The following is a 25,803-nucleotide window of genomic DNA, read 5'->3' as shown; positions in this document are numbered from 1 at the left end:
AAAATTTACTAACTTACTTCAACTCTTAGCTTGCGTTCTGCTTCCTAAGAGTTGAAATTCGTTATCTTCTTGTTTGATGCTTTCAGACCAAGACTCTTTCAGTCAATAATTTACAAATTGTCTGTCAATTTTGTAATCATTCAGCAACACTTTCAGAATTAACCTTATAAAAACAGAGTGAATTATCAGACTTTTGTCTGAATTCGCAATTTTTATACCTTTTATGCAGTTAAATAGTAGAGGATAGGTTTCAAAAACAGTAAACTACTGCGCCAAATACTTCCTAAATAAAGAGATCCTCTGGTGAACTTGATCGACTCATTGAAAGATTACAACATTAATACAAATTCTGAAATTCTACATAACCCCGACTACGATACTCTTTTTAACGAAACCACAAAACCTGAGCTAGAAGGTTTTGAAAAGGGTTTTGTAACTGAGTCTGGAGCCGTTTGTGTTAAAACGGGTAAATTCACGGGGCGTTCACCAAAAGATAAATACATTGTTAAAGACAGTGTAACGGAAGACACCTTGTGGTGGTCTGATCAAGGCAAGAACGATAATAAACCGATCACGCAAAATACTTGGGATCAGCTCAAAAAGCTGGTGACTGACCAACTTAGCGGCAAACGTCTGTTTGTCGTCGACGCTTTTTGCGGAGCTAACAAAGACACTAGAATGTCAGTCCGCTTTATTACAGAAGTTGCGTGGCAAGCCCATTTTGTTACCAATATGTTCATTACGCCAAGTGAGGAAGAGTTAGCTGAATTTAAACCTGATTTTATCGTGATGAATGGCGCAAAAACCACAAATCCAGATTGGCAAGAACAAGGCCTCAATTCTGAAAACTTCGTTGCATTCAATTTAACCGAGCGTATTCAATTAATTGGCGGCACTTGGTACGGCGGAGAAATGAAGAAAGGCATGTTCGCTATCATGAATTACTACTTGCCACTACAGGGCATTGCTTCTATGCATTGCAGCGCAAACGTAGGTAAAGAGGGCGATGTAGCAATATTCTTCGGTTTATCGGGCACAGGTAAAACAACGCTTTCAACAGACCCCAAAAGACAGCTTATTGGTGATGATGAACATGGTTGGGATGACAATGGTGTATTTAACTTGGAAGGCGGTTGTTATGCAAAAACCATTAGCCTAAGTAAAGAGAACGAACCTGATATTTATGCGGCTATTAGACGCAATGCCTTGTTGGAAAACGTAACCCACGATGAAGCGGGTAAGATTGATTATTACGATAATTCGATTACAGAAAACACACGTGTTTCCTACCCAATAAATCATATCGCTAATATCGTAAAACCGATATCAAAAGCGGGCCATGCGAGTAAAGTAATATTTTTGACCGCGGATGCTTTTGGTGTGCTTCCTGCGGTTGCTAAGTTAACGCCAGAGCAAGCACAGTATTACTTGCTATCAGGCTTTACTGCGAAACTTGCAGGCACAGAACGTGGGATCACTGAGCCGACACCTACATTCTCTAGTTGTTTTGGCGCAGCATTTTTAACATTGCACCCGACACAATACGCGAACGTATTAGAGCGACGAATGAAAGCATCAAATGCTCAAGCTTACTTAGTTAATACTGGTTGGAATGGAAGTGGTGAACGTATTTCTATTAAGGCCACACGCGCCATCATCGATGCAATCTTAGATGGCAGTATGGATGAAGAAGAGTCCCAAATTCTACCAATATTCAACTTAAGCATTCCTACACAGTTAGCTGGTGTCGACGCCAATATTTTGGACCCACGAGGTACTTATGCTGAAGCTCAACAATGGTATGAGAAAGCAGAAAGCCTTGCCGGACTGTTTGTTGAAAATTTCGAGAAATTCACTGATACAGCCCATGGGCGCAGTCTAATCAGTGCTGGGCCTACTCTTGGCGTCTCTTAGTTAATTCGAAACATCACAAAAATGATTAAGCACTGCGTTACATTGCGCAGTTGCTTAAAATTCAAAGTGAGTAAGTTATGAACAATGAATTGTGTTAGTTGAATCTAAAGACTTTGTGGTTTATTCTCGAATGATTAAACAAACACACTACTTTTCAATTCAGCCTACCAATTTACATGTCTAATTAGTAAATGTCTGATAAAAAAGGTAGAGAGCACATATACATTCCCACCTCAAAGCGTCAGTTGTCTTGAGGTTTAAATATGCTCCTGAGAGCAATTGGCGTATCTGTGTTGAGGATTTTTGCTTATTTTCAAGCTCATTTTAAAATCATTTCTAGTGATGTTGCTGTGTTCGGCTCAAGAACTATCAGCAGGAAATCCTAATGTTGAGATAGGTGTATCGGCACAAGGCAGCGTGCCAGCTCTTGAATTAGCGACACACTCACCAAATATGCTCCCAGAAACCATTTTAATTGCTTCATTTGTTAATGGTGGCACTTATATTTTTATTATCCTACTTTCTTTCGCTATCACTCTTCTATGCTGGTACAAGCGCAAGATATACCTAGCTCTTATCAGTATTGTCGTCTCAGCTCTTTTAATTCAGAGTTCATTTGTTTTTAACTTACACAAAGATTATGAAACCAGCATAAGACTTGATGTCATCCAAACCCTAAGTGCCGTTTCAGCCCGATTAGACGGAAACTTAAGAACTAATTTGTCGATGATCACTGGGTTTTCAGCATATATTTCGGCCGTACCAGACTTGGGTGAGAAAGAGTTTAGCAACTATGCAAAAGAGTTGTTTAAAAAGGATCCATTGCTGATTAACTTCGCAGCAGCTAAAGATTTAGTGGTTAACTTCGTATATCCATACGCCGGAAATGAAAGCGTTATAGGCCTTGATTACCGTCAAAATGAAGAGCAACGATCCATGGTTTTGCAGGTAGTTGAAACGGGTGACGTGCTGGTGGCTGGTCCTATAAATCTAGTGCAAGGTGGCACTGCTTTTATCGGAAGGGCTCCCGTGTTTGTGGGTGAGGGGGATTCTAAAGAACTTTGGGGTATTATTTCCGCACCCTTAAACGAATATGCCCTTTATAGAAACTCTGGGCTACTTGAACTTGGAAACAATGTGCAAATCGCTATTCGTAAAATAGACGCATTGGGCAAGTTACAAGAAACATTTTATGGCGACCCAGCAGTTTTCAACATAAATGATAGAGCAAGCTATTTTATTGAAGTGGGTGGTGGTACTTGGGAAGTTGCAGGAATTGCTAACCATTCAGCGTATCCCTTGCCTGCAAGTATCACTATGGTGAGGTTCATCTCATTAATAGTCACTTTGTTTGTTTGTGGCTTTGTTGTTTTTCGTTACAGTCAACAAGTGCAGGGCAACAGGATGCAGGCTTCCCTAAATGAGTACCGTCAACTCTTAGAAAAAGTGGGGATTGTTGCGAATATCGGCGGCTGGAAAATGGATAACTCTAGAACGTTTACGCAATGGACAGAATTGACCTCCAAAACCTTACAGCAGCCTGCAGATTTTCACCCAGATGATTTATCCTCGCTTGAACCACTAATCGAACCGAGCGACTTTAGCTCATTACAGAAGGCAGTAAAGAAGGCCTTTGATGAGTCAATTCAGGTTGAGCTAGAACTCCAATTGAATGCAGACAAATACGATGATATTTGGATAAAAGTAATCGCTACAATGTCGCGGGAGTCGGACGAATCCGTGCATCTGACAGGTACTTTTCAGGACGTTACAAGCAAGGTTAGAAGCGCTCGAATTATAGAGCATCAAGCCACTTATGATGCTTTAACCGATTTGCCTAATCGTGTTTTGTTTAATGACCGACTGACATTGGCGATTGAAGACGCGAAGCACAATCAGCGTAAGCTAGGCGTGTTGTTTATTGATCTTGATCGATTCAAACCCGTCAACGATAACCACGGCCATGCGGTGGGTGATAAGTTGCTGATTGAATCTGCAAAACGAATCACTCAATCTATTAGGAGCTCAGATACCGTATCTCGACTCAGTGGTGATGAATTTGCCGTTATCATTTGCGACATCGAAGAATGCAAGCATATTGACGCGGTGACAGATAAAATACTGAAAGCCCTTCAACAGTCTTATGAGATAGATAATATCTTAATACACGGCAGTGCGAGCATGGGGGTTTCTCTGTATCCAGAGGATGGCGACGATGCACACCTTTTAGTTCGTAAAGCCGATCAGGCAATGTATGAAGTGAAATCAGCAGGTCGAAACGGGAAGCAGTTTTATACGCGTGAGATGCAAGTTAATTCAGAGTATAAGCACCACCTGCTGAACGATTTAATCGATGCCATCAATAATAAGGTGTTGTTGCCTTACTTCCAGCCAATTGTAAATCTCAAGAACAATAACATAGCTAAGTGTGAAGCCTTAGCCAGATGGCAGAAAGAGGATGGTCAGTTTGTACCGCCTTTCGAATTTATCGAACTTGCCGAAGAGTCAGGATTAATCAATCAGATTGATTTGTATATGCTCGAAAATTCGGCTCAGGCTTTAATTGCACACGGAGCAAATAAGCATCCTGTAGAGCTTTCCGTGAATGTTTCACCGCGTCTATTCCAAACCAAAGATCATGCACTTAAAAATTGGATTGAATGTATCGAAAAGTATGCAGTTGATTTACCCATCACTGTTGAAATTACAGAAAGGCTGCTTACTGATGATTCAACAAAAGCACTCCAGGTACTTACTCGCCTGAAAAAAGTGGGTGTAAAAATTGCGATTGATGATTTCGGAACGGGATACTCATCGCTAAGCTATCTGATTAAGTTTCCAGTAGATTGCATTAAAATTGATAGGGCTTTCGTGGATAAGATAGGTGTTGATGAAACAAGCAATGCCTTAATTGAAACCATTTTGTTAATGGCGAAACGCTTGGAAATTGAAGTGGTTGCTGAAGGCATCGAAACTGAGCTTCAGCAACGCTTTTTAAACAAGTTTGAATGTGATTATGGCCAGGGTTACTTTTTAGGTCGACCAATGCCATTAAGCGATTTTATCGCTCGATTGAATGCAGATTAGCGCAAATTAAATACTGAGCCTTGCTATTGTTAGGTCTTCATTTGAGCTAAGTATTCGTCGGCTAGATCAATCTTTTCTTTTTCGCTAAAAGCCTTGCCTGCTTGTTGAAAGAATACACGTTCTTCTTCCGCCAAGTGATGCTCAATTTTATCTGCGAGCTTTTTAAAAGTGCTTAACCAATTAGCCGAACTCATGTCAGTTTTCTCCAGTTCAGCTACTAATTTATCTATTTGATGGTGCTCTGCAACTCCGTGACGAGACATATCAACTGTTTGGTCCGTGTGCATAAGAGGGGCGTAAAAAAAGCGTTCCTCTGCCACGGCATGCGTAGCAAGTTCGCACTTAAGTTGCCTAAAGAAGTCCTTGCGCGTTGATGAGTCTCCTTGAGTATCTAAAATCATCTTCACGAGGGCTCTTTGTTTATCATGATCCTTTCGTAAGGCTTCAAAAATTTTCATTTTTACTCCTGTTCAAAAACATTAAATTGAGCAACTTAATTCGACAACAGAGACATCGCTGGAATAGTTACTTTTTCCATAAAGACTACTTCTATCTAACAAGAAATATGCCGCTTTCGATGAAGTTATAAGTGCATGAAAATAATAGGATTATATTATTTTATAAATAGATAAATGAAAGTTAAGAGCAAGATTTACATCTAAAAATTGAAAAAGTTACAAAATAAGCATGCCACATAACTGAAAATAGTTAAGCGTGTTTATGCAGCCATGCTTTAAGTGAGGTTTTACTAACAGGCTTCACCAGTTGGTCAAAAATAGGGTATTGCTCACTTAACACTGGATCAGGTTGGTTGCCGCTTAGCACTGACACTTGGCCTGTGATCGTAGTTGCAAAAAACGCGTCTAAGAATGTTTTGCCACTGAGGTCAGGCAAGCCTAAGTCGAGCAAATGCAAGCTGATGTCGGGATTTTCTTTTGCAGTTGTAATGGCTTGTTGAGCATCGCAGGAATGCAGAACCTGATAATCCAACTGCTCAAGGATCATCGTCATCACCGCGGCGCTGTCAATATCATCTTCAACCAAATGAATGATAGAACCTTGCTTCATTTCGTCACTCGTTTTTTGATTCTTACCTTTCTCTGCGAATGTATCTTCTAAGATTTGCCATAATTCTAGTTTGTCGATTGGCTTGGCAATTAATTGATTAAATCCGATCTGCATCAGTTCTTCATACAGTCCTTTACTTACTGCTGCCGTCATCGCAATAATACTTGCAGTATTTCCGTCCGTTCGCAGCTTTTGAGTGACTTCCTCTCCACTGAGAATGGGCATATGTAAATCCATCAAGATAGCATCAAAGGGTTGACCTGCTTTTTCCGCTTCCTCCACTTTTAACAATGCTTGCTCGCCATTGCTTGCGAACTCAAGATTTAGGCCGGTATTTTTAACATAGTAGCCTGCTAACTCGCGTATCTCAAAGACATCATCAACTACTAGAACATGACCGCAAAGTTGTGGAGGTTTATCGGTCGTAACACTCTCGTACTCTACGTTGAATGAGTAATTAATCAGTGATTGATTAAGTGCCTTGCATGGGATTTTTAAGCTGAATCGAGAGCCTTTTCCTAGCTCGGATTTAACGTTTAAAGTTCCTCCCATTTGCTTAATGATTTCAGCCGTTATAGCTAAACCCAAGCCTGCTCCGCCAGCTTTGCGGTTCGTCACATCTTCTAGTTGTTTGAACGGGGAAAAGATAGAGCTTATTTGATGCTCGGCCATTCCAATACCCGTATCGATAATTTCAAACTGAAGCTCTGCTGAGCTACTTGCGTGACAAAGTGCAATATTTATCTCAACGCCACCAACATCGGTAAACTTGATTGCATTGCCTATTAGATTAACTAAAACTTGCTTGAAACGAATGTCATCTAACAGTACGAGCTCTGGTAGTTTGTTTTCACTGTGAAAAGCTAGGGTCAAACCTTTGTCTAAAGCACTTAAGGTTAACAGACTGTTTACCTCAACTAGAAGTTGTTGAAGATTAGTTGTTCTCTCTTTTAGCTCGAACTTTTCAGCGGCAATTTTTGATAAATCGAGCACATCGTTGAGTAAATTAAGCAGGTGTTTGCCATTATTAGAAATGACTTTAAGTTCTTTTTGAAATGCTAAGGCTTGTTCGTTTTCTAACAATAATGAGGTGTAGCCTAATATTGAAGTTAGGGGGGTTCGCAGCTCGTGACTCAAATGCGCAATAAACTTATCTTTCGCGGTGTTTTCGGCTTTATTTCTTTGGCTGAGTACGCGCGCAAATTCTAGCTCCTTACGGGCGATAGCATATTGAATCGACTTTTCAAAAATAACATCATCAATGGACGCCTTCATAACAAAATCTTGCGCACCCGCCTTTATCGCATCTTTGGCGACTTTGTCGTCATTTTGACCCGTAAGCATGATGATTGGAGTTGCTAATTCTGCGGTTGCGACGGCATTTAATATTTCCAAGCCTTCATAACCAGCTAATCGATAGTCCAATATACATAAATCGAAGGTGCGCTCTTTCAGAAAGTCGATGGCGACTTGCCTTTCGAAGCAGTTCACAAAGTGGCAATCGTGGGCAACCAAATCGCGAAGGCGATCTTCTATTAATAATACGTCGTCTTCGTCGTCATCGATAATTAAGACGGATTTTACACTGTCCAAATGTCACTTCCTGAAAGTCAAAGTTTAAGGCTATTTATGTTCGTCGTTAGCGGCGGTATGAGGAATTGAAACGCAATCAAACCAATAATTATTAAAACATTTCATCATATCTACTAATGAGTCAAAGTCGTTCGGCTTAACCATGTAGGATGATGCACCCAAGGCATAACCTTCATTGATATCTTCTTCGGCAGCACTCGTGGATAAAATAATCACAGGTATATTCGCCAGATAGGGATCCAGTTTCAATAAACGAAGCGTTTCCCTCCCATCAAGAATAGGCATGTTCAGATCGAGAAGAATAACGCTAGGAAGCTCACTGATTGTGTTGTTATTGTAGTTGCCTTCACATCTCAGATAATCGAGCAATTCCTGTCCGTCACTAACGGTATGGCACTGATAAGAAGAGCCCGCAGCTTCCATTGCATCTTGCGCAAGCAACCTATCGTCTTCGTCATCATCTGCAAGGATGATTGTAAATGGAGCTTGAATGTTGTGACGGATACTCATCTTTCGTCCTTTTATCTATTGCTTAGCACTAATTAAGTGGTTTACAGCGGGCAAAGTCAATTCGAAAATAGCGCCCTTATCCGTTTTACCTTTCGCTTCTATTATGCCATTGTGACGTTCTACGATGCGTCTACAAATGGCAAGGCCGATACCTGTGCCTTTAAATGTTTCGCGGCTGTGTAAACGTTGAAAAGGTGCGAATATCTTATCAGCGTGTTCTTGTTCAAATCCAATGCCGTTATCTTCTATACTAATGCATATCCAGTCATTTAGGCCTTCAATATCGATTGCCTCGGGTTGTTCTACAGACCTTACAGTAATGTTTACACAGGGTTCGCTTTCGTTCTGTGAGAACTTAATTGCATTAGCAACTAGATTAAATAGCAATTGTCGCATTTGCGTTGGATCGGCCGTTACCTGAGGTAAGCTTTCAACATTGATGCTGACATTTGTTTCTTCAATTAATACATTCAAATCTTCAATACAATTTTGAACAACTAAATTTAAGTCCACTGATTGGAATGATTTGCCTCTGGTTGAGATTCTCGAGAACTCCAATAGATCACTTATCAATACGCTCATTCTGCTTGCGGCTGAGCACATTCGTTGCAGAAAGTCTCGTTGCTTGTCGCTTAAATTGTCTGCTTGAGATTCTAGTCGGCCGCCAAAAGCCATTATCTTGCGCAGTGGCTCTTGTAGATCGTGGGAAGCAACAAAAGCGAAATCTTCAAGCTCTCGGTTGCTACGGCTCAATTCATCTGAAAATATGGATAGCTCTTTGGTTCTTTCTTCTACCGCTAATTTGAGTCGATCATTTTGTGCTTCCATTTCCTCTTGTCGTTGTTCTTGATTTTTAATATTGACGCGAGCGAGTAGAAAGACCACCACGACGAGCACCAAGCTAGTGAAAAAGGAAATATTCAGGTTTTTACTCGATTCGAATGTGGCTTTTTGCAGCTTGCTAACCTGTTTCTTGCCGATGATACTTTCCGTCAAAGTGATTTGTTCAAATAAACGCAGTATTTGGTCATATAGCACCCGACCTTCATCCGTTTCAGCTATTCGGAATGCTTGAGACAAATGATTCTCTTGAGCGTGAGCAACAGTAATATCGAGTTCTTTGACTTTCCTTTCTATAAGTTCTGCGAGTTCTGCAATTGCTAATTTTTGAGCAGGATCTTTTGGCTCTAGCTCGCTTGTTTGAGCTAATAAAATGCGTACTCGATTGACAGCTTCCTTGTAGTGAGCCAAATATCTTTCATCGTCGGTGAGTAAGAAACCGCGTTGACCCGACTCGGCTGTAAGAAGATTAACGTGTGTTTCATCCAAGACAGTGACCACTTGTGAGGTCTGGCTAATATCTTGTTGCAGCTCTGTCAGCTCATTGATAGTGACACGGCTTACGTAGGTGTTACTTGCGATGAGTATTAGCAATAAAACCGAGATTAAGACCCAAGTACCAGTAGAGTAAGGGGATAAAAACTTTGACACTTTACTCATTTGAGAGGCTTTCGAAAAGGTCTTGTAATAACTGACTACACAGCTGAGCATTTTCTATTATTTTGTCTGCCGACTCTCCCACTTTAGCTTGATTGTCGGCTGATTTGTTAATCATTTTGATCAGTTCAGCTTGCATCGTAATGCTATTTAATGGTTTTCGGATGTCATGAATTTTTTGATTCAAATCACTCATATAGTTTCCCCATAAGCATGCAAACGGTTATATAAGGTTTTCGTGGAAATACCTAGCATTTCGGCAGCGGTAGTTTTGTTGCCATCAACTTCATCAAGTGTAGCGTAAATAAGTGCCTTCTCGACTTCTTCAATGGTTTTGCCTGCGCTCATGGTATCTGATGCCGGTCCTTTCAGAGAAAAAGGAGAGTCGAAACTGCTTGGTAAGTCCAATGAGTTTGAACCGGGTTCGCTCATGATGAAAGCTCGATGAAGCGTATGTCTTAGTTCGCGGACATTGCCGGGCCAATCATGAGCTTCTAATTGTTTGAGCTGAGCCGGCGTGAAGGCATAAGATTCATTATGTTCTTTATTTAAAGCGCTTAGAAAAGTTTGCGCTAACAAGGCAATATCTTCCCGCCTTTCTCTCAACGGCGGAATTTCGATTGGGAATACAGCTAGGCGAAAATAAATATCTTCCCGCAATATGTTTTCGTGGGCGATATGTTCCAATGTGCGATTGGTCGCACTGATAACGCGGCAGTTAACGTCGAACTCTTGGGTTCCACCAACCCTATTTACCCGTTTTGTTTCTAGTACGCGTAATAAATTAGGTTGCATATCAATGGGCATTTCAGTGACTTCATCTAAGAATAGACTGCCATTGTTAGCTCGTTCAAACACCCCTTTCTTCTGCCCAACGGCACCTGTAAAGGCTCCTTTTTCATGGCCAAATAGCTCACTACCAATCAATTCTTTCGATAAACCACCACAATTGGTAGCGATCAAATCACCCGCAGAATCACTTGCATTGTGAATAGCTTGAGCGACCAATTCTTTTCCTACTCCGCTTTCTCCCATGAGCATCACGTTGGCATCGCTTGCAGCCACTCGTTCGATCCTTTTATAAAGCTTCAGCATTGGCGCCGATTCACCGATTAAGCAGTTAAAGTGTGTCTTAGCTTGGTTTTCCGTGGTTTTACTTTGCTGTGTTCTAGTGCCTTTGCTCTTCTTTGAATTAAGGACTACTTCGAGATCCTCACGTTCAATAGGTTTCATCAAATAATCAACAGAAGGACCGGTTATGTGCGCAATTGCTGATTTGATTTTTGGGTTGCCAGTAATAAAAGTAACACGAGGTTGCCGTACTTTATTTTGCAGGTGCTCATATACATGCAAACCGCTGCCATCGGGTAGCATGAAGTCAATTAGAAGATGATCATAGTCATTGTGCTGCAGCCATTCTTTTGCTTCAGCAACACTATCTGCAACTGACACCATATGGCCTAAGTACTCAATGATATGAGTGGCAACTTGGGTAAATTCAAGATCATCATCAATTAAAAGAATAGACTTCACTGTTGTTCCTTTTTTAAGTGAAAAAGTAATTACAAATAAAAATTAAGCTTTAATAGTAGCTCAAAGATAGCACCAAACCCTGTAATTATTACATAGCAACGCTCTGGCTAACATCCCATTATTGATAAAACGCTGAAATTTCATTGCCTTACTGTCTTGGCATTTATGGCGCGAATAATGCTTTCTTAGATTACCGATGCATATAAAAAATTATTTTTATCTTGGAGTTAGCATGAAATTTAGTCTACTGATATTACTTTTATTAATTGCCATCATAGTTTTAGTTAAAATGTTAGGAGTGATAAATACATCACCCGTGTTTTTATTCCTTATCGCTTTTGGCATCGTGATGATTGTTCTTTTTGTCGCTTTTACTGTATTTGCGAAAAAGGAGCAGAAAGACAAACCTTGAACATAAAAGGAGTAGCAAGCGAAGGCACTAGTGCTACTAGGCTTTAATGTAGCTAGGCTTAAATACACAGGCGCTAAAACAACAGGCGCTAACACAACAGACCTTAGCATAACCGGCAATGCTTAATTAGCTCCTAACAAACCTTCTAGTACTTCCAAGCGCTCGTTAAACCGATGGCGATCAACGTCGTTCATGAAAATATCTGTAGATTGATGGTACTGATTGATTGCTTCAAACTGGTTTTTTATCGCCTCACACATGTGTATTTCGCTGTTGCAGGCCTTTACCAATGTGATGAAGGTGTCGAGTAAGTGGAGCACCACAAAAGCATGAGACGCGCTCGCCTGCCTAATTTGAGTAAAGGCCCCTTGAAATAAGTCATTGAATGTTGGATCTGCAGTGGTAATGCGGATTTCATTATCTTCATCCACCACTGACGTTATTGGAATGTTTTCCTCAGAAAATGAGCCCATAGCAGACGCTAATCCATCAATGCAGTTAGTCGCAGTGAATGGATCATCAAGGCTTGGTGATAAAGCTCGAATTGCCATTTCTACTAACTGATTGATTGCAAACAAAGGGTCTTGCAATGCTGTTCGCTCTTTTCCAATGACTATTGACCCGTCCAAGGAGCAATTCGGCGCTACTTCATTATCACTATACAAAGTCGCAATAGGTGTACCTGGCACGATATATTGACCAGAACGATAGTGTATAATCATTAGCCCCTCATGCTGCTTAGCAATATCAACTATGTGTTGATATTCAATCGCTTGTATGTAGCCATCGCATTTTGAAGTGATTTTTAAGGAATGTTTATACTTGCTCACATCAACAAAATCCTTAAGTTGATGCTCTCGTTGACTCCCACACTGCAGTTTCTTCATATCTTTCATCAAATATGAGGCGATTTGTTGGACGACAGTATCTGCACGAATAGAGGTAGCGACGTGGTGAATGAAAAATATTAAAACGAGTATGTTAACAATGGCAAGAGTCAGAGCCATCGTTAAAGACAGTTCACCATAATAGGAAGAGACACTTGCGGTATTGATTTTGCTAAGTACCAGAACGCAAAAAATAAACGTTGAGGTGAATGTTCCCAATACCAACTGGGTCATCGTATTCTGCATAAAGTTTTTGATTAATCGTGGCCCAAACTGATTTGAAGCCATTACTAATGCAACGATCGTCATTGAAAAAGCAATACTGGTGACCGTGATAACAGAAGAGGCAATGAGACTAATGACACTAGAAGAAGTCTCATCGCTTATATCTACGAAGTAACTAGTGAGCATACCTTCGATAAAAGCTGGAAGTGGTAATATAGGTAGCAGTAAGCTAGAAATTATGGCCAGTATGATCATCACTGAAGGAATAAACCAAAAGCTGCTGCCAATAAGGCGAGCAGCTTTTTTTAGGTTTATTAACCAAAATCTATATTGCCAGAACGAATATCGTTGAGTGAGGTTTTTCAATTTTAGCCATCCACAATGTTCACTTTCGTTTTCTAAGATTACTAGTTATCGATTATTCGCTGATGCTTTGCTTATTGTTGCTCGAATCGCTTTTTGACGCTACCTCTTTTGATGACAACATGGTGTTTAGCTTCTCACCTCCTTTCGCTCCAAAGTCTAAGGTTCGAATTGGGAAAGGAATAAGTATGTCGTTTTTCGTTAATGTTTGGTGAATCAAGTGCACTGCTTCATGACGCGCCTGCATGAAACCAACATGACCAGGGTAGTCAATCCAAAACCATACCAGTAGGTTGACGCTACTGTCGCCAAAACCTTCAGCGAACACTTCTACTTCGTCTTCCTTGGACACGAACTTTTTCGTTTTCAAGGCATCTTTGATTACCTCGGTAGCGTGCTCAACATCGTCAGCATAAGAGATACCAACGGGCACTTCAATCCGGCGCTCACCAGTGGTTGTGTAGTTCGTTACAATATTTCTAAAGAGTATTTTGTTTGGGACAATTTCGAGTTGACCAAAAAATGTCTCAATGACGGTGTTTCTAAGGTTGATCGCTTTTACCGTACCAAAAACGCCCTCTGCCTCTATTACATCACCAATTTGAAAGGGTTTGCGAACACCCATTGCAATACCAGCAATCAAATTTTCGGTCATATCTTGAAAAGCAAAACCAATCGCTAAACCGATAATACCAGCACCCGCTAACAATGAAGTGACTGTGCCTGTTAAACCTAAGAATTCGAGCGCTATGAATACGCCTGCAATAAATACGATAACTTTGAAAATCGCACTCAAGAGATCGGCTATTTGCTTTGATTCAAAGGCGCGGTGCAATATGTTTGACATGACTTTTGAAGCAATACGGGCCAAAATCGCAAACACGACAACGATAATCAAAGCCACCACCATATTAGGTAAGTGTTTTACACCGGCTTCCATCCACGAATTTACTTTGTCGTGAATGAGTGTCCAAAAATTATTTATTGCTTCGAATTCCATCATCATATTCCTTTTGCGTTTTGACCGTTTTGCTAAAATCGTTGAGGGATAAAACGGTCAGCCTACTGTTCGGCAGCGTCCTGAATTGCCTCTCCCGCACTTTCTATATCTTTTCCTGCGCCTTCGATCGTTGCACAGCCAGACGTTAGTAAGAGCAGAATAGGTATTGCAAAAGCCACGGTTTTTCTAATGTTTTTAAACATAAACGTATCTCCTAAATTAAAAAAAAGCCCCGAATCCAAGCTATGTGGATTCGGGTTTTTTTGTCTAACAGTCTTTATCTTTCGCGTCTGTCGCTTCTTTTGCGTCTTCACACGCATCTTCAATCGCGTTGCCAGCATCTGTTGCTATTTCGTCAAGCTCTTCACCAGCTTCTTCAGCAGGACCTTGCGGTTCAGAACACGCTGCGATAGTGAAAGCGAAAATACCGGTTAATAGTAGTGTACTTAATTTTTTTAATGAAAATTTCATGATTCTTCCTTAATTTAATTTCAATATATAGTTGTAAAAAAATCTATTTTTATGACATTCACACTGACGGTGGTTTACCCTTGAGTGCATTGACCAGTAATGAAATGACCAATAATGCTAAGAATATAAAAAATAGAAGCTGTGCGATGCCTGATGCTGCGCCGGCGATGCCGCCGAAACCAAGTACACCGGCAATAATCGCAATGATAAAAAATAAAATTGCCCAACTTAACATGGTCTTTCTCCTCAATGTTTTGTTAAAACTTTTCATCCTTCACTCTCCTTAATGCGAATTCAATGCCAACTGTTAACTTACTGAAAAACTTAGTAAATAATTAATATTAAGTGAGGTTTCTTGTTTGCATGGGTAGTATTTACAGAGTACACCAGCAATTTTTACTGGCCTTGAGTGCACTTTTTGGTAGTGAAGTTGCACTACACTTTTACTTTGCCTCTATCTTGACGCCTTCTTATCATTATATCTCTCGGCTTTTTAAGCTAATCGCGCTAGCATACGCCGGTATCTAATCACTAGGCTTAACTCAATCTATGTTCAACAGACTCTTTATTTTAGTTATCAAAGGGCTTTTAACGATTCTCCCTTTCGTGATCACCATCTATTTACTTACTTGGCTTACGAATACAACCGAGAGCTTGCTCTCACCACTGATACCTGACGAATACTACTTCCCCGGTCTTGGCATTGCCTTAGCCTTAGTCTTGCTTGCGACTATTGGTGTTTTCGTTAATTTATATGTTGTTAGGTTGCTTATAGAGCAGGCCAACTCTCTATTCGACCGAGTGCCACTTATTAAAACGCTTTACGGAGCAATTAAAGATGCGGTTGATTTATTTCAAATAAAGAAAGATCAGAATAGTAAAAAAGCGGTGTCTGTAGAAGTGACGGAAGGTATCCATTTAATCGGTTTTATCACCGGTGATTCAGTTGCGGAAGTACTTTATCCGGGGCAAAAGAAAACAGCCGTTTACATTCCATTTAGTTATCAAATTGGCGGTTATACCTTGTATCTGGATGCTGACAAAATTACCGAACTATCGGTTGATGTGGAAACAGCGATGCGTATTGCTGTCACCGGCGGTAATTCCATAAAACCCGAAAGTAAAGAATAGAAGATAAAAGATAGATAACTAAAGAACTAATGGTGAATAGAGCGGTGCGGGATGCTTATTCACCGCACTGCTTGTAACAACTTGGTTTTCTTGGGCAAACAGCTCCCCTTGCACAAATGAGGCGAGCATCAGTTTCAATGCCTCTCTCCACCCAATTTATATTTAGTATGCGCGCCACACTTGATAACTGTGATTTTATGCTGCTTGGTATGGCAGATGAACCACCTCCTTTTACGCAAGCTTGTTTGAGATCCTCAGCAATCGATGCGGAATCTCCACCTTGTGCGTCAATGGCGGGGTTCAAATCAATCCCAGTACATAAAACATGATTGTTGCTTGCCATATCTTTCACATTAGTCGATTCGCAACAGTAAATTCTAGGCTCATCTCCCACGTTTAGTATTGATATTTGTGCGCTGCTACCTTGCACCGGCGTATTGATCATACGGAACACAGCCCAATGCTGACAGGGATCTTCAACTTCGCGCATATTCCCCCAAGGTAAGGGAATGCCATTGCCTCGATATACTGCTTTGAGCTTACCGGGTGCATAAGCATCAAAATAGTGCCAATGACGATAGGAAGACACGGCCGTCATACGTCGCATAGCAACAGATGCAGATACGCCAACTTGTTCATGGGTTTTGATTTCGTAGCCTTGACGATCAAGTAATTGACGGAACGGGACTTTCGGGCAAAGTAGTGCCCCAGCAAAAAAACTAGACTCAAAATCACGCCAGGCGTGCAAAATATCTTGCGCGTCTAATGTGGATGATTGGCGATGTTGACTGCCTCCCACCGAGAGTGTGTTATTTGGGTTCAGGCCTGTTAACAAAACGCTTTTTAAACCATCTCTATTGTGCAGGACACTGTGACCAATATGCACCGCAATATCGTACTTCAAGCGGTTAGTAAATGACTTTAGTACTTGGTTGATATATATCGTGCCGGGTGAATCAAAAAAGCTAGTCACCATACTATTGTTTGCGTTAGCCGATTTCAGACCAATCTCTTTGGCAATGGCCGTTGGCAGTTTCTTAAACCATTTGATCATCAAGCCTTGTTGCTTTGCAATTTCAAGCAAATCATCGACACTCAAAGGCATACGCTTCAAGCCGATTTCTTCAGCTGCTCGTTCTAAATCAGGGAAGTGGTTTTGATGGTGTTCTTGATGCGCTCGAATCAATAAGTGAGCAAATTGCCGACCGCTGGTACCCGTTTGTGACAGCATTTCCGGTATCGCAATTTGCAAAATTTCGTTTGAAAATAGAAAGCTAGGCTCGAGTGCTATTCCATTAATACCACCGCGACTACCTTTTACCGGGGTTACAGACTTTTCTTCTGGCGCATCATCAAGAAACCAATCCATAGGCTTTTGAAAAACAGAAGCGATAACACCTAACATGTCTTCGCTTGGCACACGTTTACCACGTTCGATCATGGATAGGTAGGAAACTGAAGGGGCGATTTCAGCATTAAGCCTAATACACCGAGCCGACAAATCCTCCATCGTAAGGTTGTTTCGCTTTCTTAAGTTGCGAATTTTTGTGCCCATCAGGTGGGATTTACGACTGAGAGATTTAGTATTTTTCATTAATTTTTACACTTCCCGTTTTTGTAAAATTTACAGTGTGTAATTTTAATTGTGAAATTACTTGAAAAATTACTCTATGCTTGAACACAAGTCAAGCAAATGAGCCTTTAGCCATTACTTGATTGCAGCATCAAAAATAGCTCAGCGTTACTTGTCAAAATTAGAGGAATTACATATGAATATGCCAGCTTTGAAATATAGTCAAATCCATCAGGGCTTTTACACCTTCATTAACGAAGATGTATTGCCAACGTGCGGCATCGAGGTGAATGTCTTTTGGCAAGCTATTGAAAGAATGATTGCGGACTACTCCAATCAAACCAGCGAATTTATTAATCAAGAACAAAATAGCCAGTTGGCGGCCAACACTAAAATTGCGCCAGTCATTGATCGTCAACAACTAATTCAAGCGGCGAACAGCAAGTGGACGAGTTTCTTTGAGGCGCCTTGCACCGGCAATGGAGAAACAGAAACTACTTCCAAAGCTTACTTAGATAAACACTTTCCTCTAGCCACAGGTTCTCATGCTGATGTTAAGAATTATGTTGTTTATTACCATCATTTACTTGCGTTTTTCGATGATGGAAGCCAATCAGGTTTGGCTAACCCGAGCGAGTTTGTTGCGCTTTGTGGTCACAAATGTTCACCAGATTCGATTGTGCTTCAACAAACTCAAACAGGCTTACATTTAGAAATGGTGTTTGATCGTAAAGGCGCTCGCGGTGCAAGAGACTGCGCAGGTATCGAAGATATCTTAGTTGAGTCAAATGATTGTATTGTTGTCGATTTTAACGCTGTTCAAATTGATGGTGAGAGTAAGATTCAGGCCTACAGGAACTTGCAGTCATTTTTACGCGGCGATTTGAAAACGGTGACGATTGTAAATGGGCAACAAACCATTTGCAGAATGAACAATGACGTTACTTTCACCGATGTTGATGGCGATGACTATTGCATTGAGAACAAATCACCAATTCGCATTCGTTGTGCAAATCAGTCTTTGGCTACTGAGTTCATGCGCGACAGCAAAGGTGCATTAGCACCACAGGTTATTATTGATGCAGTTGTGACTAGCTTGATGCTCCGCAAAGCACAGGGCACGAATAAACAAACATCATTGTTGTTAGAACGCGGTGGATTTACTGCTAAAATGATGGAAAGTATTAATGAAATGTTTGAGGCTTAATTTTCATTAAGTCAATCTTAACTTAGCCGTTTTATTCAAGCGCTTTTAAGTAAAAGAATCTGCGGATTCTTCGCTTGAAAGAATATAGGCAGCTCCATTAATTTGGTGCTGCTTTTTATGGTTTACGGTAAATTGGCAATGTTGCTAGCCTCTTATATTTCCTTGCCGCCATACTGACTCGCAAGATCATCTAATTCAGAACACGTGTAGTCAAACTTTCCTGCTTCATATTCATAAGAAACGGCAACAGAATGACTCGCTTTAAATAATTTGGCCTTTACATCAGCCTTTGACCAGTGCTTCAACTCGTTCAAAAAACGGTTGGCAACAGGGGCTGAAGAAAATTGGAAGCGAATTTCGTTAGTCATCAAATTAAGTTTTCTGTGGCGAGTTAAGGGCGACTATCTTCGCTAATTTTCACAATGAGTCAAGGAAAGTTGTGATACAAAATGGATGCAACAAAAAAGCCGGTAAAATTACCGGCTTTGCTTGTCTACTTTACAACTAGTTGTTTATTCGTAGCTGTAGCTCATGGTTACACCACTATATCTTGAGTATCCACGAATACCAACATGCCATGTTCCACCACTGGTATTGGTGAAAGTACAAGTTTCATTGTTACCGTTTTTATATGGGCGACAATCGTAGCTGTTAGTTTCAGGTTGTGAACCTAACTTCATATATAAGTCGGCATCACCGCTTCCACCAGAAATGCTAACGGTCACTCTTGATACACCTTGTGGAACACTCCAAGTATAGCGTTTCCAAGTATTTCTGTTACCAGAAAGATTAGTTAGTTGGCCAGAGAATGGGTCTACACCACCGCCGCCACCTGTGCCGCCGCCGCTTCCATCACAGCCATTCGCATTCAAGTAATCATAAGCGTCACGCGCTTGAACGATACCATGGCCATAGAAGTTATCTTTACCTGATGAGCCTTTATCTTTAGCGGTAGCATTCATTGCCGCACGAATTTGCTCATTTGAACAGCTAGGGAAGAAACTCCAAACTAACGCAGCAACGCCGGCAACGTGTGGTGTTGCCATCGACGTACCACTGATTGAGTTATAAGTATTCGTTGGCCAAGTTGATTGTACTGCAGTACCTGGGCCTGCAATCTCTACCTGACTGTTGTACTGAGAGTATGAAGCTCTATTCTCTGATGAATCTACAGCGGCAACAGAGATAACTGCGTCATAAGATGCTGGGTAAGACAATGAACTATTACCTGAGTTACCAGCAGCCGCTACTAGCATAATCCCGTCATCGACAAAACCTTGCATTGCATTGCTTTCAGCAGTAGATGAACCACCACCACCTAAACTCATATTAACGACATTAGCACCGGCATTCGCACATTGCTGAATACCTGTGATGATATCGGAAGAGTATGTCCAAGCACCGCTGTCATTAAAGATTTTAACAATGTGTAAATCAACACCTGGGTAGACACCCACAACACCTTCGTTGTTTGATAAAGCTGAAATTGTACCGGCAACGTGCGTACCATGACCATTGCCATCATTGTACCAATTTCCTACTTGGCTATTGTTTCCTTGACCTGTTACACCGTTATTTTGGTCACCCAAGTCCGGATGTCCTAAATTAAAGCCAGTATCGATGACACAAACTTTGCGAGCTGATTGATTGTTTTGAGCGAGCTGGTTCGCTTGAACCATAGGAATACCGTATGGCGTAGTTTGTGCCATTAGTGTTCTGCGGTGATCTATTGATACGTCGGCAACATTTGGGTTGCTGCGAAGTTGGTTTAACACTTTCTTCGACATCATTGCGGCAACCATGCCTTTTTCTTCAATTGCTTTAATTGGTTTCGCGCCTGAATTCCTTAACAAGCCATACGCATTGCCTTTCACTAATTTGCCATTAGCCATCATAGAGGCACTAGACCCTTTTGACTTTTTACCGAGACCTTTTTTATCTTCTTTAAAAGTAACGATATAACGCTCTTCACTTGCTTCGGCTTGAATTACTTGGCCGAAGTTTTCAAATGCATTTCCATTTGAGCGTTTTGCTGCTTGCTTACTGTATAGTCCTTTAGATTTTCCTGCAGATTTTACTTCAACCATTTCGTTGCTTGTTGCTGCGGATACACTTAAAGCGACAACTGATAAGGCCATCGCACTTAAACCAACGGTTACATTTTGACGTAGTTTAGACATTTATTGTTCCTACTTTTTGTATTTGTTGTTAAGGATATTTCTTATTGTTTTTACTCGACTATTGATGTCGAGGTCGTCTACCCTAGACTTAAAATTAACAAGGATCAAAAGTTTTTTTTACAAATTTATAACAAGTTGTGGGTTATTTCTGTCTCTGACTCGCGCCACATTCATGAAATTCATATTTTTGTATAAATAAAACATATACTTAAGCAGGAACTTGAATGTAAAGAAAATGATACAAATAAAAATTGACTGAAATTTAAACGTTAATATTTAATTTCCTCGATTTTATGTGCTAAATGAAGAAATATTTGAAATAAAAAAATATAGATGCTAAACATGTATTTACAGTCTTTTTCTTTGAAAAAAATTGTTTAAATTTTCAACAGTGTGAAATGTTCGTTCACCGATTATTTCACTGTCTTTCGTTGGTAGTTTAAAAAGAAAATGAACTATCAGGCCAATTTGTGAACTAAATCACATTGACAATCGTTTCAATAATGGTCAATTAGAGATCTTATGTTTTATTCAAACACAGCTTTCTATCGGTAGTAGTCAGCAATAGATGGCAACGACTAAAACAAATAGACTCGTTTATTACTTACATCAAGTATAAATAAAAAGGTTAGGCAATTATGCAAGTACAAGATCACACAAGAGAGCAAGCTCAGCCAGTTACGACAGGCCAGCAGTTGTATCTATTGGTTGGCTTTGTCATTTTCATTACTGGCTTTTTCTGTTTGGCTTATGCCTTATTGGCATCCTATCTTCTGCCATATTCTAGCAGCATGATAATTGTTGCTTTGAGTGGCTTATTTCTAGCCTATATGGGTAGGAAAATTTTAAGACGTAATAGGAAAGAAATTACCCTTTAAATGTACCAAGAATGGCCTTTGCTGAGGGTTAATTCATAATGTTGTAAGGAATTCAAACTCGTCGCGACGAACAACTGATGTTGTTGCCGCGACGTGCCTATTCTTATTTTCTAAGACTTACTCAGGCTCAATCACGTCAAGCAATTCAACATCAAATATCAATGTTGAGTTTGGTGTTATTTTACCTGAGTTGCGGTCACGATAAGCTAATTCAGAAGGAATGGTAAAACGATACGTTGCGCCTTCTTTCATTAGTTGTAAGCCTTCAGTCCAGCCTGGAATCACTCTGTTAAGTGGGAACGTTGCTGGTTCACCGCGGCTATACGATGAGTCAAACTCAGTGCCATCTAGCAGCGTTCCTTTGTAATGTACTTTTACCGTTGAAGCAGCAGAAGATGGACTATCACCAGTGCCTTCTTTTAATACTTCGTACTGCAGACCAGACTCTGTTACTTTTACACCTTCTTTCTTTGCATTCTCAGCTAAGTAAGCTGCACCTTCTTCAATATTTTTGGCTGAAGCGGCGTTGGCTATTTCATCTTGCTTTGCTTTTAAAATCATGTCGCCCGCGCGAGCAAAACCTTGTAACTCTTGAACCGTATACTTAGTTTCATTCTTTAGACCATCATGAAAGCCAGCCATTAAAGCAGCTTCATCGTATTCAATGTTAAGCGATTTTTGTTGCTCTATACGATCATGTGCAAATAATCCCATGCTAGCGCCCAAAGCATATGAATGCTTTTCGCTTTCTGAGGCAAATTCGCCATCATGTGCGTGCGCATCGGATTTCGTTTTATCTGCGTCAGAATTTACAGTTGTCGTTGTTTCTGTCGCAGCTTTCGTAGTTGTTGTGTCGTTTGCTTCTTCTTTTTGACACGCAGTTAAAGCCAGTGCTGACAGTACTGCTAGGGCTAATGTAGCCTTTTTCATTCCATTTTCTCCGTAATCAGCATTATGCTGTTAGTTGCTATTCAATATATACTCTACTAATAGTAAACGTGTGAAACTAAAAGCGAAACCCATTTTTAGATGAATAAGACAGTCTTTTTACCAATTAGTTGCCTATTTGTGCTTTTTTGCACAGCTTGCTCTATTCCTGAGACCGAGCCAGAGGCTAAATCACCCATTTCAGAAAGTGGCGTATATGCTGCTGACATAAGTAACTCAGGTGATTTTGCTGTTATTTCTCGCGTTAACTCAGATATTTCGGTTTGGTCGATTGGCGAAAACAAGACTTTGTTTAGTTGGCGTCATCAAGAAGAAGGCCGAAACATTGTTGATAATATTCACATTTCAGCCGACGAAACGCATGTTGTTACCGCCGACAGCGATAACTTTGCGCTATGGGATAGTGCCACTGGTGATCCCGTTGGTTTTTGGCGGATAGATGAATCCTTAATTCGTGATATTGCCGTCAGTAACAATGGCCGTGGTATTTTAGTGGGTAAAGCGAATGGTAAAGTCATGTTTTTTGAACCTGGAACAGGCAGAAGTTTAGAGTTCTTGGGGCATGAAGAAAAAGTAAATACCGTCGATATTTCACCTAATGGGAAGTTTGCCTTAACTGGAAGCAATGACTACAAGGCCTACTTGTGGAGTACTGAAACAGGACAGATTATCCATGTTTTCAATCACGCAAATAGAGTAACAAAGGTGGCGATTGATGATCAGGCGCGTTATTTATTCACGTCGGATAGCCAAGCGGATAGTCAGATATGGGATGCACAAACGGGCAAGGCAATAAGCCAACTGCATTTCATAGAACGCCAATGGGTTTTCACTAGTGCTAAGTTTTCTGATGATGGCAAGTACTTACTAACAGGGTCGCCTGCAAAGCGTTTGGCACTGTGGGATGTCACCACAGGTAAGGTATTGCAGCAGTGGCGTGTTGCACCGTCCAATGGTCCAGCACCTCGTTCTGCGGTTGTGTATGCAGTCGGATTTGTAGATGATGATTACGTATCGATTTCTAGCAGCGGAAATTTAGAGAAATGGGCTTTCTAACTTGCCTATAGGCACAAAAGCCTAAACCTTAAAGTAGTTTTAGATAATAACTGAATAAGAAAATGAGAGCGGAAAGTGACAGATAAAAAAGACGAAACAATTGAGCAAATGAAATTGGCTATTGAGCAATTAGAATTCAAAGTGGCATACCAAGAAGACAACTTCGAACAGCTGAACGAGATCGTGACCAATCAACAATTCACTATCGATCGCCAGTCGCAAATGCTTAAGGCGCTAGTAGATAAAGTGAAAACCTTACAAGAGCCTAACTCAGATAACGACCCTGGTGACGATGTACCGCCACATTATTGATAATTAACTCGTCGTTGTTTAGCAGGCACCATACTGTTCGTTCAAGATTAAAAAGCCTACCGTCTTTACTGCGAAGGCAGTAATCTCCGTCTATCTACTACGATGCTAAGATTGATAAACTCAGTAAAAGGCTTAAACGAACAGTATTATGCGCAGGTATGGACCCCCAAAAAACACCAATCACCTAATGCTGCTCCTTATTAGTCTCTTTCTCCGTCTGCCACTCATCCCCAATAATGGGATCCTCAGCTTCAGGTTGATTTTCCCATTCATAAGTTTTTACTTTCGGTTTAGGGTCGAGCTTGTGCCAAAGCAACGCACTGAATGTGCCAGCTAAGGCACCGAAGAAATGATATTCAAAGGATATGCTCTCTTCGCGCGGAAATATTGTCATTGTCATGCCACCATACATAAAAAATGCCGCCATCATGATGGCTACCGAGCGCTTATCCCTTCGCAAAATGCTCACTACTAGCAAATAAAAGAAAATACCATGGCTTAAACCACTAGCGCCGATATGATAACTTTGACGGGCAAATAGCCAAACACACAGGCCAGAGAGTATCCAAACTGTCGAGAGGACTAGCCAACGGCTCTTCGGATAACCATAGAGTAATAAGGTGCCCAAAATTAGCATGGGTAAGGTGTTATTGAAAATGTGCTCTAGGGAGCCATGAATGAGTGGCGCTGTTAGAATTCCAATTAAGCCAGATAGAGTTTGCGGGTAAACACCTAACCAAGAAAGGTCGATATGAAAAATAAATTCAGACGATTTGATGCACCACAGAATTCCCACGCTAAAAGCGCTAATTAAGATGCTGTTTTTAAGTGAAGGTCTGTTCATAGATTATATTTGAGGGCGGAATGTGAAATAGCAAGAACTAAAATTAATTCCATGAGCTTGCGAGTGAACTTAACTTTAGTGGTTTTATTGAGTTAGCTATGTGGGTTGTGGGAGGTCCCCTTCTTCAAGGGGATGACGGTTTCTTCGAGGAAAGCGTCATTCTTGCGGAGGCAAGGAGGTCCAAACTTGCGTGTGAACTTAACTATAGTGGTTTTATTGAGTTAGCTATGGATTGTGGGAGGTCCCCTTCTTCAAGGGGATGACGGTTTCTTCGAAGGGATGACGTTTTCTTCGAGGGGATGACGGAAGTTGTTTTTACTTACGTCGCTTTTTTAGCTAGGAAAATAGTATGTTTACTGCCTTTTCCTTTGCGTGCTCTCGCGATGCGTGTGCTTACCTCGTAGCCTGCTTTTTTGAGACGGACTGTAAATAAATAGTCAGGTCCAGCGGACCATATCGCTAGCATACCTTTTGGGCGCAATACCTTATAGATATCCTGCAAGCCCTCCAGTGAATAAATCCAGTTGTTATTTGAGTGTGTTAGTCCCTCTGGGCCGTTATCGACGTCTAGCAAAATAGCATCATAAGTCGGTTTATTCGTTGTTAATAGTTCTTTGACGTCTCCAACGTGAACAATAGCACGTGGATCTTGAAGAGGATTTTTAGCACAATTTCCTAAGGGGCCTTTATTCCATTCCACTACTTCAGGAATCAGTTCAGCCACTGTCACTTTTGAATTCTCGTTGACGGACTTAAGAGCTGAAGCCAAGGTATATCCCATGCCTAAACCACCCACTAAGACATGAGCGTTATCTTTCGTTGTAATATGCGCACACCCCATGGTGGAAAGCTCTTTCTCTGAGTTGTAAACACGGCTATTCATGAGTTCGCCGCGAATTCCGGACAAACGAATCGAGAATTCATCACCACGTTGTGAAAATTTTAATTCTCCGCCATTGTTTGGAATTTGTGCCGTACCTAACTGAACCCATGGGATCATAATCTGCCCTATACCTATTTACTTGTCGTGAAAGACCAAAGGCGGGCAGATTATCATATTTGTGCTAGTTTTCCTCTTCTACTTTTGAGCAAAAGTATAAGGGCGGCTACTTAA

The 25,803-nt window shown here is 40.8% G+C and carries 25 protein-coding genes; 8 read left to right on the top strand and 17 right to left on the bottom strand.

The genetic code is table 11. From position 1 onward, the window contains the following. Positions 1–303: 303 nt before the first annotated feature. Positions 304–1,914, top strand: coding sequence for a phosphoenolpyruvate carboxykinase (ATP) (gene pckA, locus ACKLNX_RS05845; protein WP_412971611.1), 1,611 nt, complete (start codon positions 304–306; stop codon positions 1,912–1,914). A gap of 303 nt (positions 1,915–2,217) precedes the next feature. After that, positions 2,218–5,001, top strand: coding sequence for an EAL domain-containing protein (locus tag ACKLNX_RS05840; protein ID WP_412971610.1), 2,784 nt, complete (start codon positions 2,218–2,220; stop codon positions 4,999–5,001). Positions 5,002–5,030: 29 nt separating this feature from the next. Here the strand turns inward: ACKLNX_RS05840 and ACKLNX_RS05835 are convergent, their stop codons facing one another. The 6 genes from ACKLNX_RS05835 to ACKLNX_RS05810 form a co-directional block, all read right to left on the bottom strand. Continuing rightward, on the bottom strand, positions 5,031–5,459 hold the full coding sequence (locus ACKLNX_RS05835; RefSeq protein WP_412971609.1) for a hemerythrin domain-containing protein: 429 nt from the start codon (positions 5,457–5,459) through the stop codon (positions 5,031–5,033). Between the two features lie 250 nt (positions 5,460–5,709). Then, complete coding sequence (locus ACKLNX_RS05830; protein ID WP_412971608.1) at positions 5,710–7,662, bottom strand: response regulator; 1,953 nt, start codon at positions 7,660–7,662, stop codon at positions 5,710–5,712. A 30-nt stretch (positions 7,663–7,692) separates the two neighbouring features. Further along, complete coding sequence (locus tag ACKLNX_RS05825; protein ID WP_411695295.1) at positions 7,693–8,172, bottom strand: response regulator; 480 nt, start codon at positions 8,170–8,172, stop codon at positions 7,693–7,695. A gap of 15 nt (positions 8,173–8,187) precedes the next feature. Then, entirely contained in the window at positions 8,188–9,672 is a 1,485-nt protein-coding gene (locus ACKLNX_RS05820; RefSeq protein ID WP_412971607.1) for a sensor histidine kinase, read from the bottom strand. Continuing rightward, positions 9,665–9,865, bottom strand: a complete 201-nt coding sequence (locus ACKLNX_RS05815; RefSeq protein ID WP_412971606.1) for a histidine kinase dimerization/phospho-acceptor domain-containing protein — start codon at positions 9,863–9,865, stop codon at positions 9,665–9,667. Before ACKLNX_RS05815 ends, ACKLNX_RS05820 begins: the two co-directional genes overlap by 8 nt. Continuing rightward, entirely contained in the window at positions 9,862–11,202 is a 1,341-nt protein-coding gene (locus tag ACKLNX_RS05810; protein WP_412971605.1) for a sigma-54-dependent transcriptional regulator, read from the bottom strand. The genes ACKLNX_RS05815 and ACKLNX_RS05810 overlap by 4 nt, the downstream gene beginning before the upstream one ends. Before the next feature lie 232 nt (positions 11,203–11,434). On the opposite strand from ACKLNX_RS05810, the gene ACKLNX_RS05805 reads away from it, so the two are divergent. Beyond that, positions 11,435–11,614 (top strand): hypothetical protein, encoded by a 180-nt coding sequence (locus tag ACKLNX_RS05805; protein ID WP_412971604.1) that lies wholly within the window; start codon positions 11,435–11,437, stop codon positions 11,612–11,614. A gap of 122 nt (positions 11,615–11,736) precedes the next feature. On the opposite strand, the gene ACKLNX_RS05800 is transcribed toward ACKLNX_RS05805, so the two are convergent. The 5 genes from ACKLNX_RS05800 to ACKLNX_RS05780 form a co-directional block, all read right to left on the bottom strand. Then, entirely contained in the window at positions 11,737–13,092 is a 1,356-nt protein-coding gene (locus ACKLNX_RS05800; protein ID WP_412971603.1) for a DUF2254 domain-containing protein, read from the bottom strand. 52 nt (positions 13,093–13,144) lie between these two features. Then, positions 13,145–14,089: a mechanosensitive ion channel family protein gene (locus ACKLNX_RS05795; RefSeq protein WP_412971640.1), complete on the bottom strand. Its 945-nt coding sequence runs from the start codon at positions 14,087–14,089 to the stop codon at positions 13,145–13,147. Positions 14,090–14,151: 62 nt separating this feature from the next. Continuing rightward, on the bottom strand, positions 14,152–14,292 hold the full coding sequence (locus ACKLNX_RS05790) for an entericidin A/B family lipoprotein (RefSeq protein ID WP_411695289.1): 141 nt from the start codon (positions 14,290–14,292) through the stop codon (positions 14,152–14,154). Positions 14,293–14,356: 64 nt separating this feature from the next. Beyond that, positions 14,357–14,560 carry a hypothetical protein gene (locus tag ACKLNX_RS05785; protein ID WP_411695288.1) on the bottom strand — a complete coding sequence of 68 codons (204 nt, stop codon included), beginning with the start codon at positions 14,558–14,560 and terminating at the stop codon, positions 14,357–14,359. 58 nt (positions 14,561–14,618) lie between these two features. Then, the gene (locus ACKLNX_RS05780; protein WP_412971602.1) at positions 14,619–14,795 is read right to left on the bottom strand and encodes a DUF1328 domain-containing protein; all 177 of its coding nucleotides are present in this window, start codon (positions 14,793–14,795) and stop codon (positions 14,619–14,621) included. A gap of 314 nt (positions 14,796–15,109) precedes the next feature. Here ACKLNX_RS05780 and ACKLNX_RS05775 point away from each other — a divergent pair, with 314 nt between their 5' ends. After that, entirely contained in the window at positions 15,110–15,691 is a 582-nt protein-coding gene (locus ACKLNX_RS05775) for a DUF502 domain-containing protein (protein WP_411695287.1), read from the top strand. 55 nt (positions 15,692–15,746) lie between these two features. On the opposite strand, the gene ACKLNX_RS05770 is transcribed toward ACKLNX_RS05775, so the two are convergent. Next, complete coding sequence (locus tag ACKLNX_RS05770) at positions 15,747–17,285, bottom strand: DUF3612 domain-containing protein (protein WP_412971601.1); 1,539 nt, start codon at positions 17,283–17,285, stop codon at positions 15,747–15,749. Between the two features lie 175 nt (positions 17,286–17,460). On the opposite strand from ACKLNX_RS05770, the gene ACKLNX_RS05765 reads away from it, so the two are divergent. Next, a complete protein-coding gene (locus ACKLNX_RS05765; RefSeq protein ID WP_412971600.1) occupies positions 17,461–18,471 on the top strand; it encodes a malate synthase in 1,011 nt (336 codons plus the stop codon). 152 nt (positions 18,472–18,623) lie between these two features. On the opposite strand, the gene ACKLNX_RS05760 is transcribed toward ACKLNX_RS05765, so the two are convergent. Further along, on the bottom strand, positions 18,624–18,839 hold the full coding sequence (locus ACKLNX_RS05760) for a hypothetical protein (protein WP_411695284.1): 216 nt from the start codon (positions 18,837–18,839) through the stop codon (positions 18,624–18,626). 144 nt (positions 18,840–18,983) lie between these two features. Next, entirely contained in the window at positions 18,984–20,651 is a 1,668-nt protein-coding gene (locus ACKLNX_RS05755; protein WP_412971599.1) for a S8 family serine peptidase, read from the bottom strand. Between the two features lie 638 nt (positions 20,652–21,289). Here ACKLNX_RS05755 and ACKLNX_RS05750 point away from each other — a divergent pair. Further along, positions 21,290–21,529: a hypothetical protein gene (locus tag ACKLNX_RS05750; RefSeq protein WP_412971598.1), complete on the top strand. Its 240-nt coding sequence runs from the start codon at positions 21,290–21,292 to the stop codon at positions 21,527–21,529. A 117-nt stretch (positions 21,530–21,646) separates the two neighbouring features. Here ACKLNX_RS05750 and fkpA read toward each other — a convergent pair whose 3' ends face one another. After that, positions 21,647–22,459, bottom strand: coding sequence for an FKBP-type peptidyl-prolyl cis-trans isomerase (gene fkpA, locus ACKLNX_RS05745; RefSeq protein WP_412971597.1), 813 nt, complete (start codon positions 22,457–22,459; stop codon positions 21,647–21,649). Between the two features lie 99 nt (positions 22,460–22,558). Here fkpA and ACKLNX_RS05740 point away from each other — a divergent pair, with 99 nt between their 5' ends. Both ACKLNX_RS05740 and ACKLNX_RS05735 read left to right on the top strand, forming a co-directional pair. Continuing rightward, a complete protein-coding gene (locus tag ACKLNX_RS05740) occupies positions 22,559–23,533 on the top strand; it encodes a WD40 repeat domain-containing protein (protein ID WP_411695280.1) in 975 nt (324 codons plus the stop codon). Positions 23,534–23,608: 75 nt separating this feature from the next. Further along, positions 23,609–23,845 carry a SlyX family protein gene (locus tag ACKLNX_RS05735; protein ID WP_412971596.1) on the top strand — a complete coding sequence of 79 codons (237 nt, stop codon included), beginning with the start codon at positions 23,609–23,611 and terminating at the stop codon, positions 23,843–23,845. Positions 23,846–24,029: 184 nt separating this feature from the next. On the opposite strand, the gene ACKLNX_RS05730 is transcribed toward ACKLNX_RS05735, so the two are convergent. Together ACKLNX_RS05730 and ACKLNX_RS05725 are read right to left on the bottom strand one after the other, a co-directional pair. Then, positions 24,030–24,689 (bottom strand): rhomboid family intramembrane serine protease, encoded by a 660-nt coding sequence (locus tag ACKLNX_RS05730; RefSeq protein ID WP_412971595.1) that lies wholly within the window; start codon positions 24,687–24,689, stop codon positions 24,030–24,032. 319 nt (positions 24,690–25,008) lie between these two features. Next, positions 25,009–25,689: a spermidine synthase gene (locus ACKLNX_RS05725; RefSeq protein WP_411695277.1), complete on the bottom strand. Its 681-nt coding sequence runs from the start codon at positions 25,687–25,689 to the stop codon at positions 25,009–25,011. Between the last annotated feature and the right edge of the window lie 114 nt (positions 25,690–25,803).

Source organism: Glaciecola sp. MF2-115 (assembly GCF_047250385.1).
In the GTDB taxonomy this organism is placed as follows: domain Bacteria; phylum Pseudomonadota; class Gammaproteobacteria; order Enterobacterales; family Alteromonadaceae; genus Glaciecola.
Note: the sequence above shows the minus strand (reverse complement) of the source record. Positions and strands in the feature narration are given on the sequence as shown.

What these genes read in the sequence shown, in the direction of transcription:
- ACKLNX_RS05835 (WP_412971609.1), bottom strand. Translation starts at nt 5,459, where the DNA reads ATGAAAATTTTTGAAGCCTTACGAAAGGATCATGATAAACAAAGAGCC.
- ACKLNX_RS05825 (WP_411695295.1), bottom strand. Translation starts at nt 8,172, where the DNA reads ATGAGTATCCGTCACAACATTCAAGCTCCATTTACAATCATCCTTGCA.
- ACKLNX_RS05820 (WP_412971607.1), bottom strand. Translation starts at nt 9,672, where the DNA reads ATGAGTAAAGTGTCAAAGTTTTTATCCCCTTACTCTACTGGTACTTGG.
- ACKLNX_RS05815 (WP_412971606.1), bottom strand. Translation starts at nt 9,865, where the DNA reads ATGAGTGATTTGAATCAAAAAATTCATGACATCCGAAAACCATTAAAT.
- ACKLNX_RS05805 (WP_412971604.1), top strand. Translation starts at nt 11,435, where the DNA reads ATGAAATTTAGTCTACTGATATTACTTTTATTAATTGCCATCATAGTT.
- ACKLNX_RS05795 (WP_412971640.1), bottom strand. Translation starts at nt 14,089, where the DNA reads ATGGAATTCGAAGCAATAAATAATTTTTGGACACTCATTCACGACAAA.
- ACKLNX_RS05790 (WP_411695289.1), bottom strand. Translation starts at nt 14,292, where the DNA reads ATGTTTAAAAACATTAGAAAAACCGTGGCTTTTGCAATACCTATTCTG.
- ACKLNX_RS05785 (WP_411695288.1), bottom strand. Translation starts at nt 14,560, where the DNA reads ATGAAATTTTCATTAAAAAAATTAAGTACACTACTATTAACCGGTATT.
- ACKLNX_RS05780 (WP_412971602.1), bottom strand. Translation starts at nt 14,795, where the DNA reads ATGTTAAGTTGGGCAATTTTATTTTTTATCATTGCGATTATTGCCGGT.
- ACKLNX_RS05775 (WP_411695287.1), top strand. Translation starts at nt 15,110, where the DNA reads ATGTTCAACAGACTCTTTATTTTAGTTATCAAAGGGCTTTTAACGATT.
- ACKLNX_RS05770 (WP_412971601.1), bottom strand. Translation starts at nt 17,285, where the DNA reads ATGAAAAATACTAAATCTCTCAGTCGTAAATCCCACCTGATGGGCACA.
- ACKLNX_RS05765 (WP_412971600.1), top strand. Translation starts at nt 17,461, where the DNA reads ATGAATATGCCAGCTTTGAAATATAGTCAAATCCATCAGGGCTTTTAC.
- ACKLNX_RS05760 (WP_411695284.1), bottom strand. Translation starts at nt 18,839, where the DNA reads ATGACTAACGAAATTCGCTTCCAATTTTCTTCAGCCCCTGTTGCCAAC.
- ACKLNX_RS05755 (WP_412971599.1), bottom strand. Translation starts at nt 20,651, where the DNA reads ATGTCTAAACTACGTCAAAATGTAACCGTTGGTTTAAGTGCGATGGCC.
- ACKLNX_RS05750 (WP_412971598.1), top strand. Translation starts at nt 21,290, where the DNA reads ATGCAAGTACAAGATCACACAAGAGAGCAAGCTCAGCCAGTTACGACA.
- fkpA (WP_412971597.1), bottom strand. Translation starts at nt 22,459, where the DNA reads ATGAAAAAGGCTACATTAGCCCTAGCAGTACTGTCAGCACTGGCTTTA.
- ACKLNX_RS05740 (WP_411695280.1), top strand. Translation starts at nt 22,559, where the DNA reads ATGAATAAGACAGTCTTTTTACCAATTAGTTGCCTATTTGTGCTTTTT.
- ACKLNX_RS05730 (WP_412971595.1), bottom strand. Translation starts at nt 24,689, where the DNA reads ATGAACAGACCTTCACTTAAAAACAGCATCTTAATTAGCGCTTTTAGC.
- ACKLNX_RS05725 (WP_411695277.1), bottom strand. Translation starts at nt 25,689, where the DNA reads ATGATCCCATGGGTTCAGTTAGGTACGGCACAAATTCCAAACAATGGC.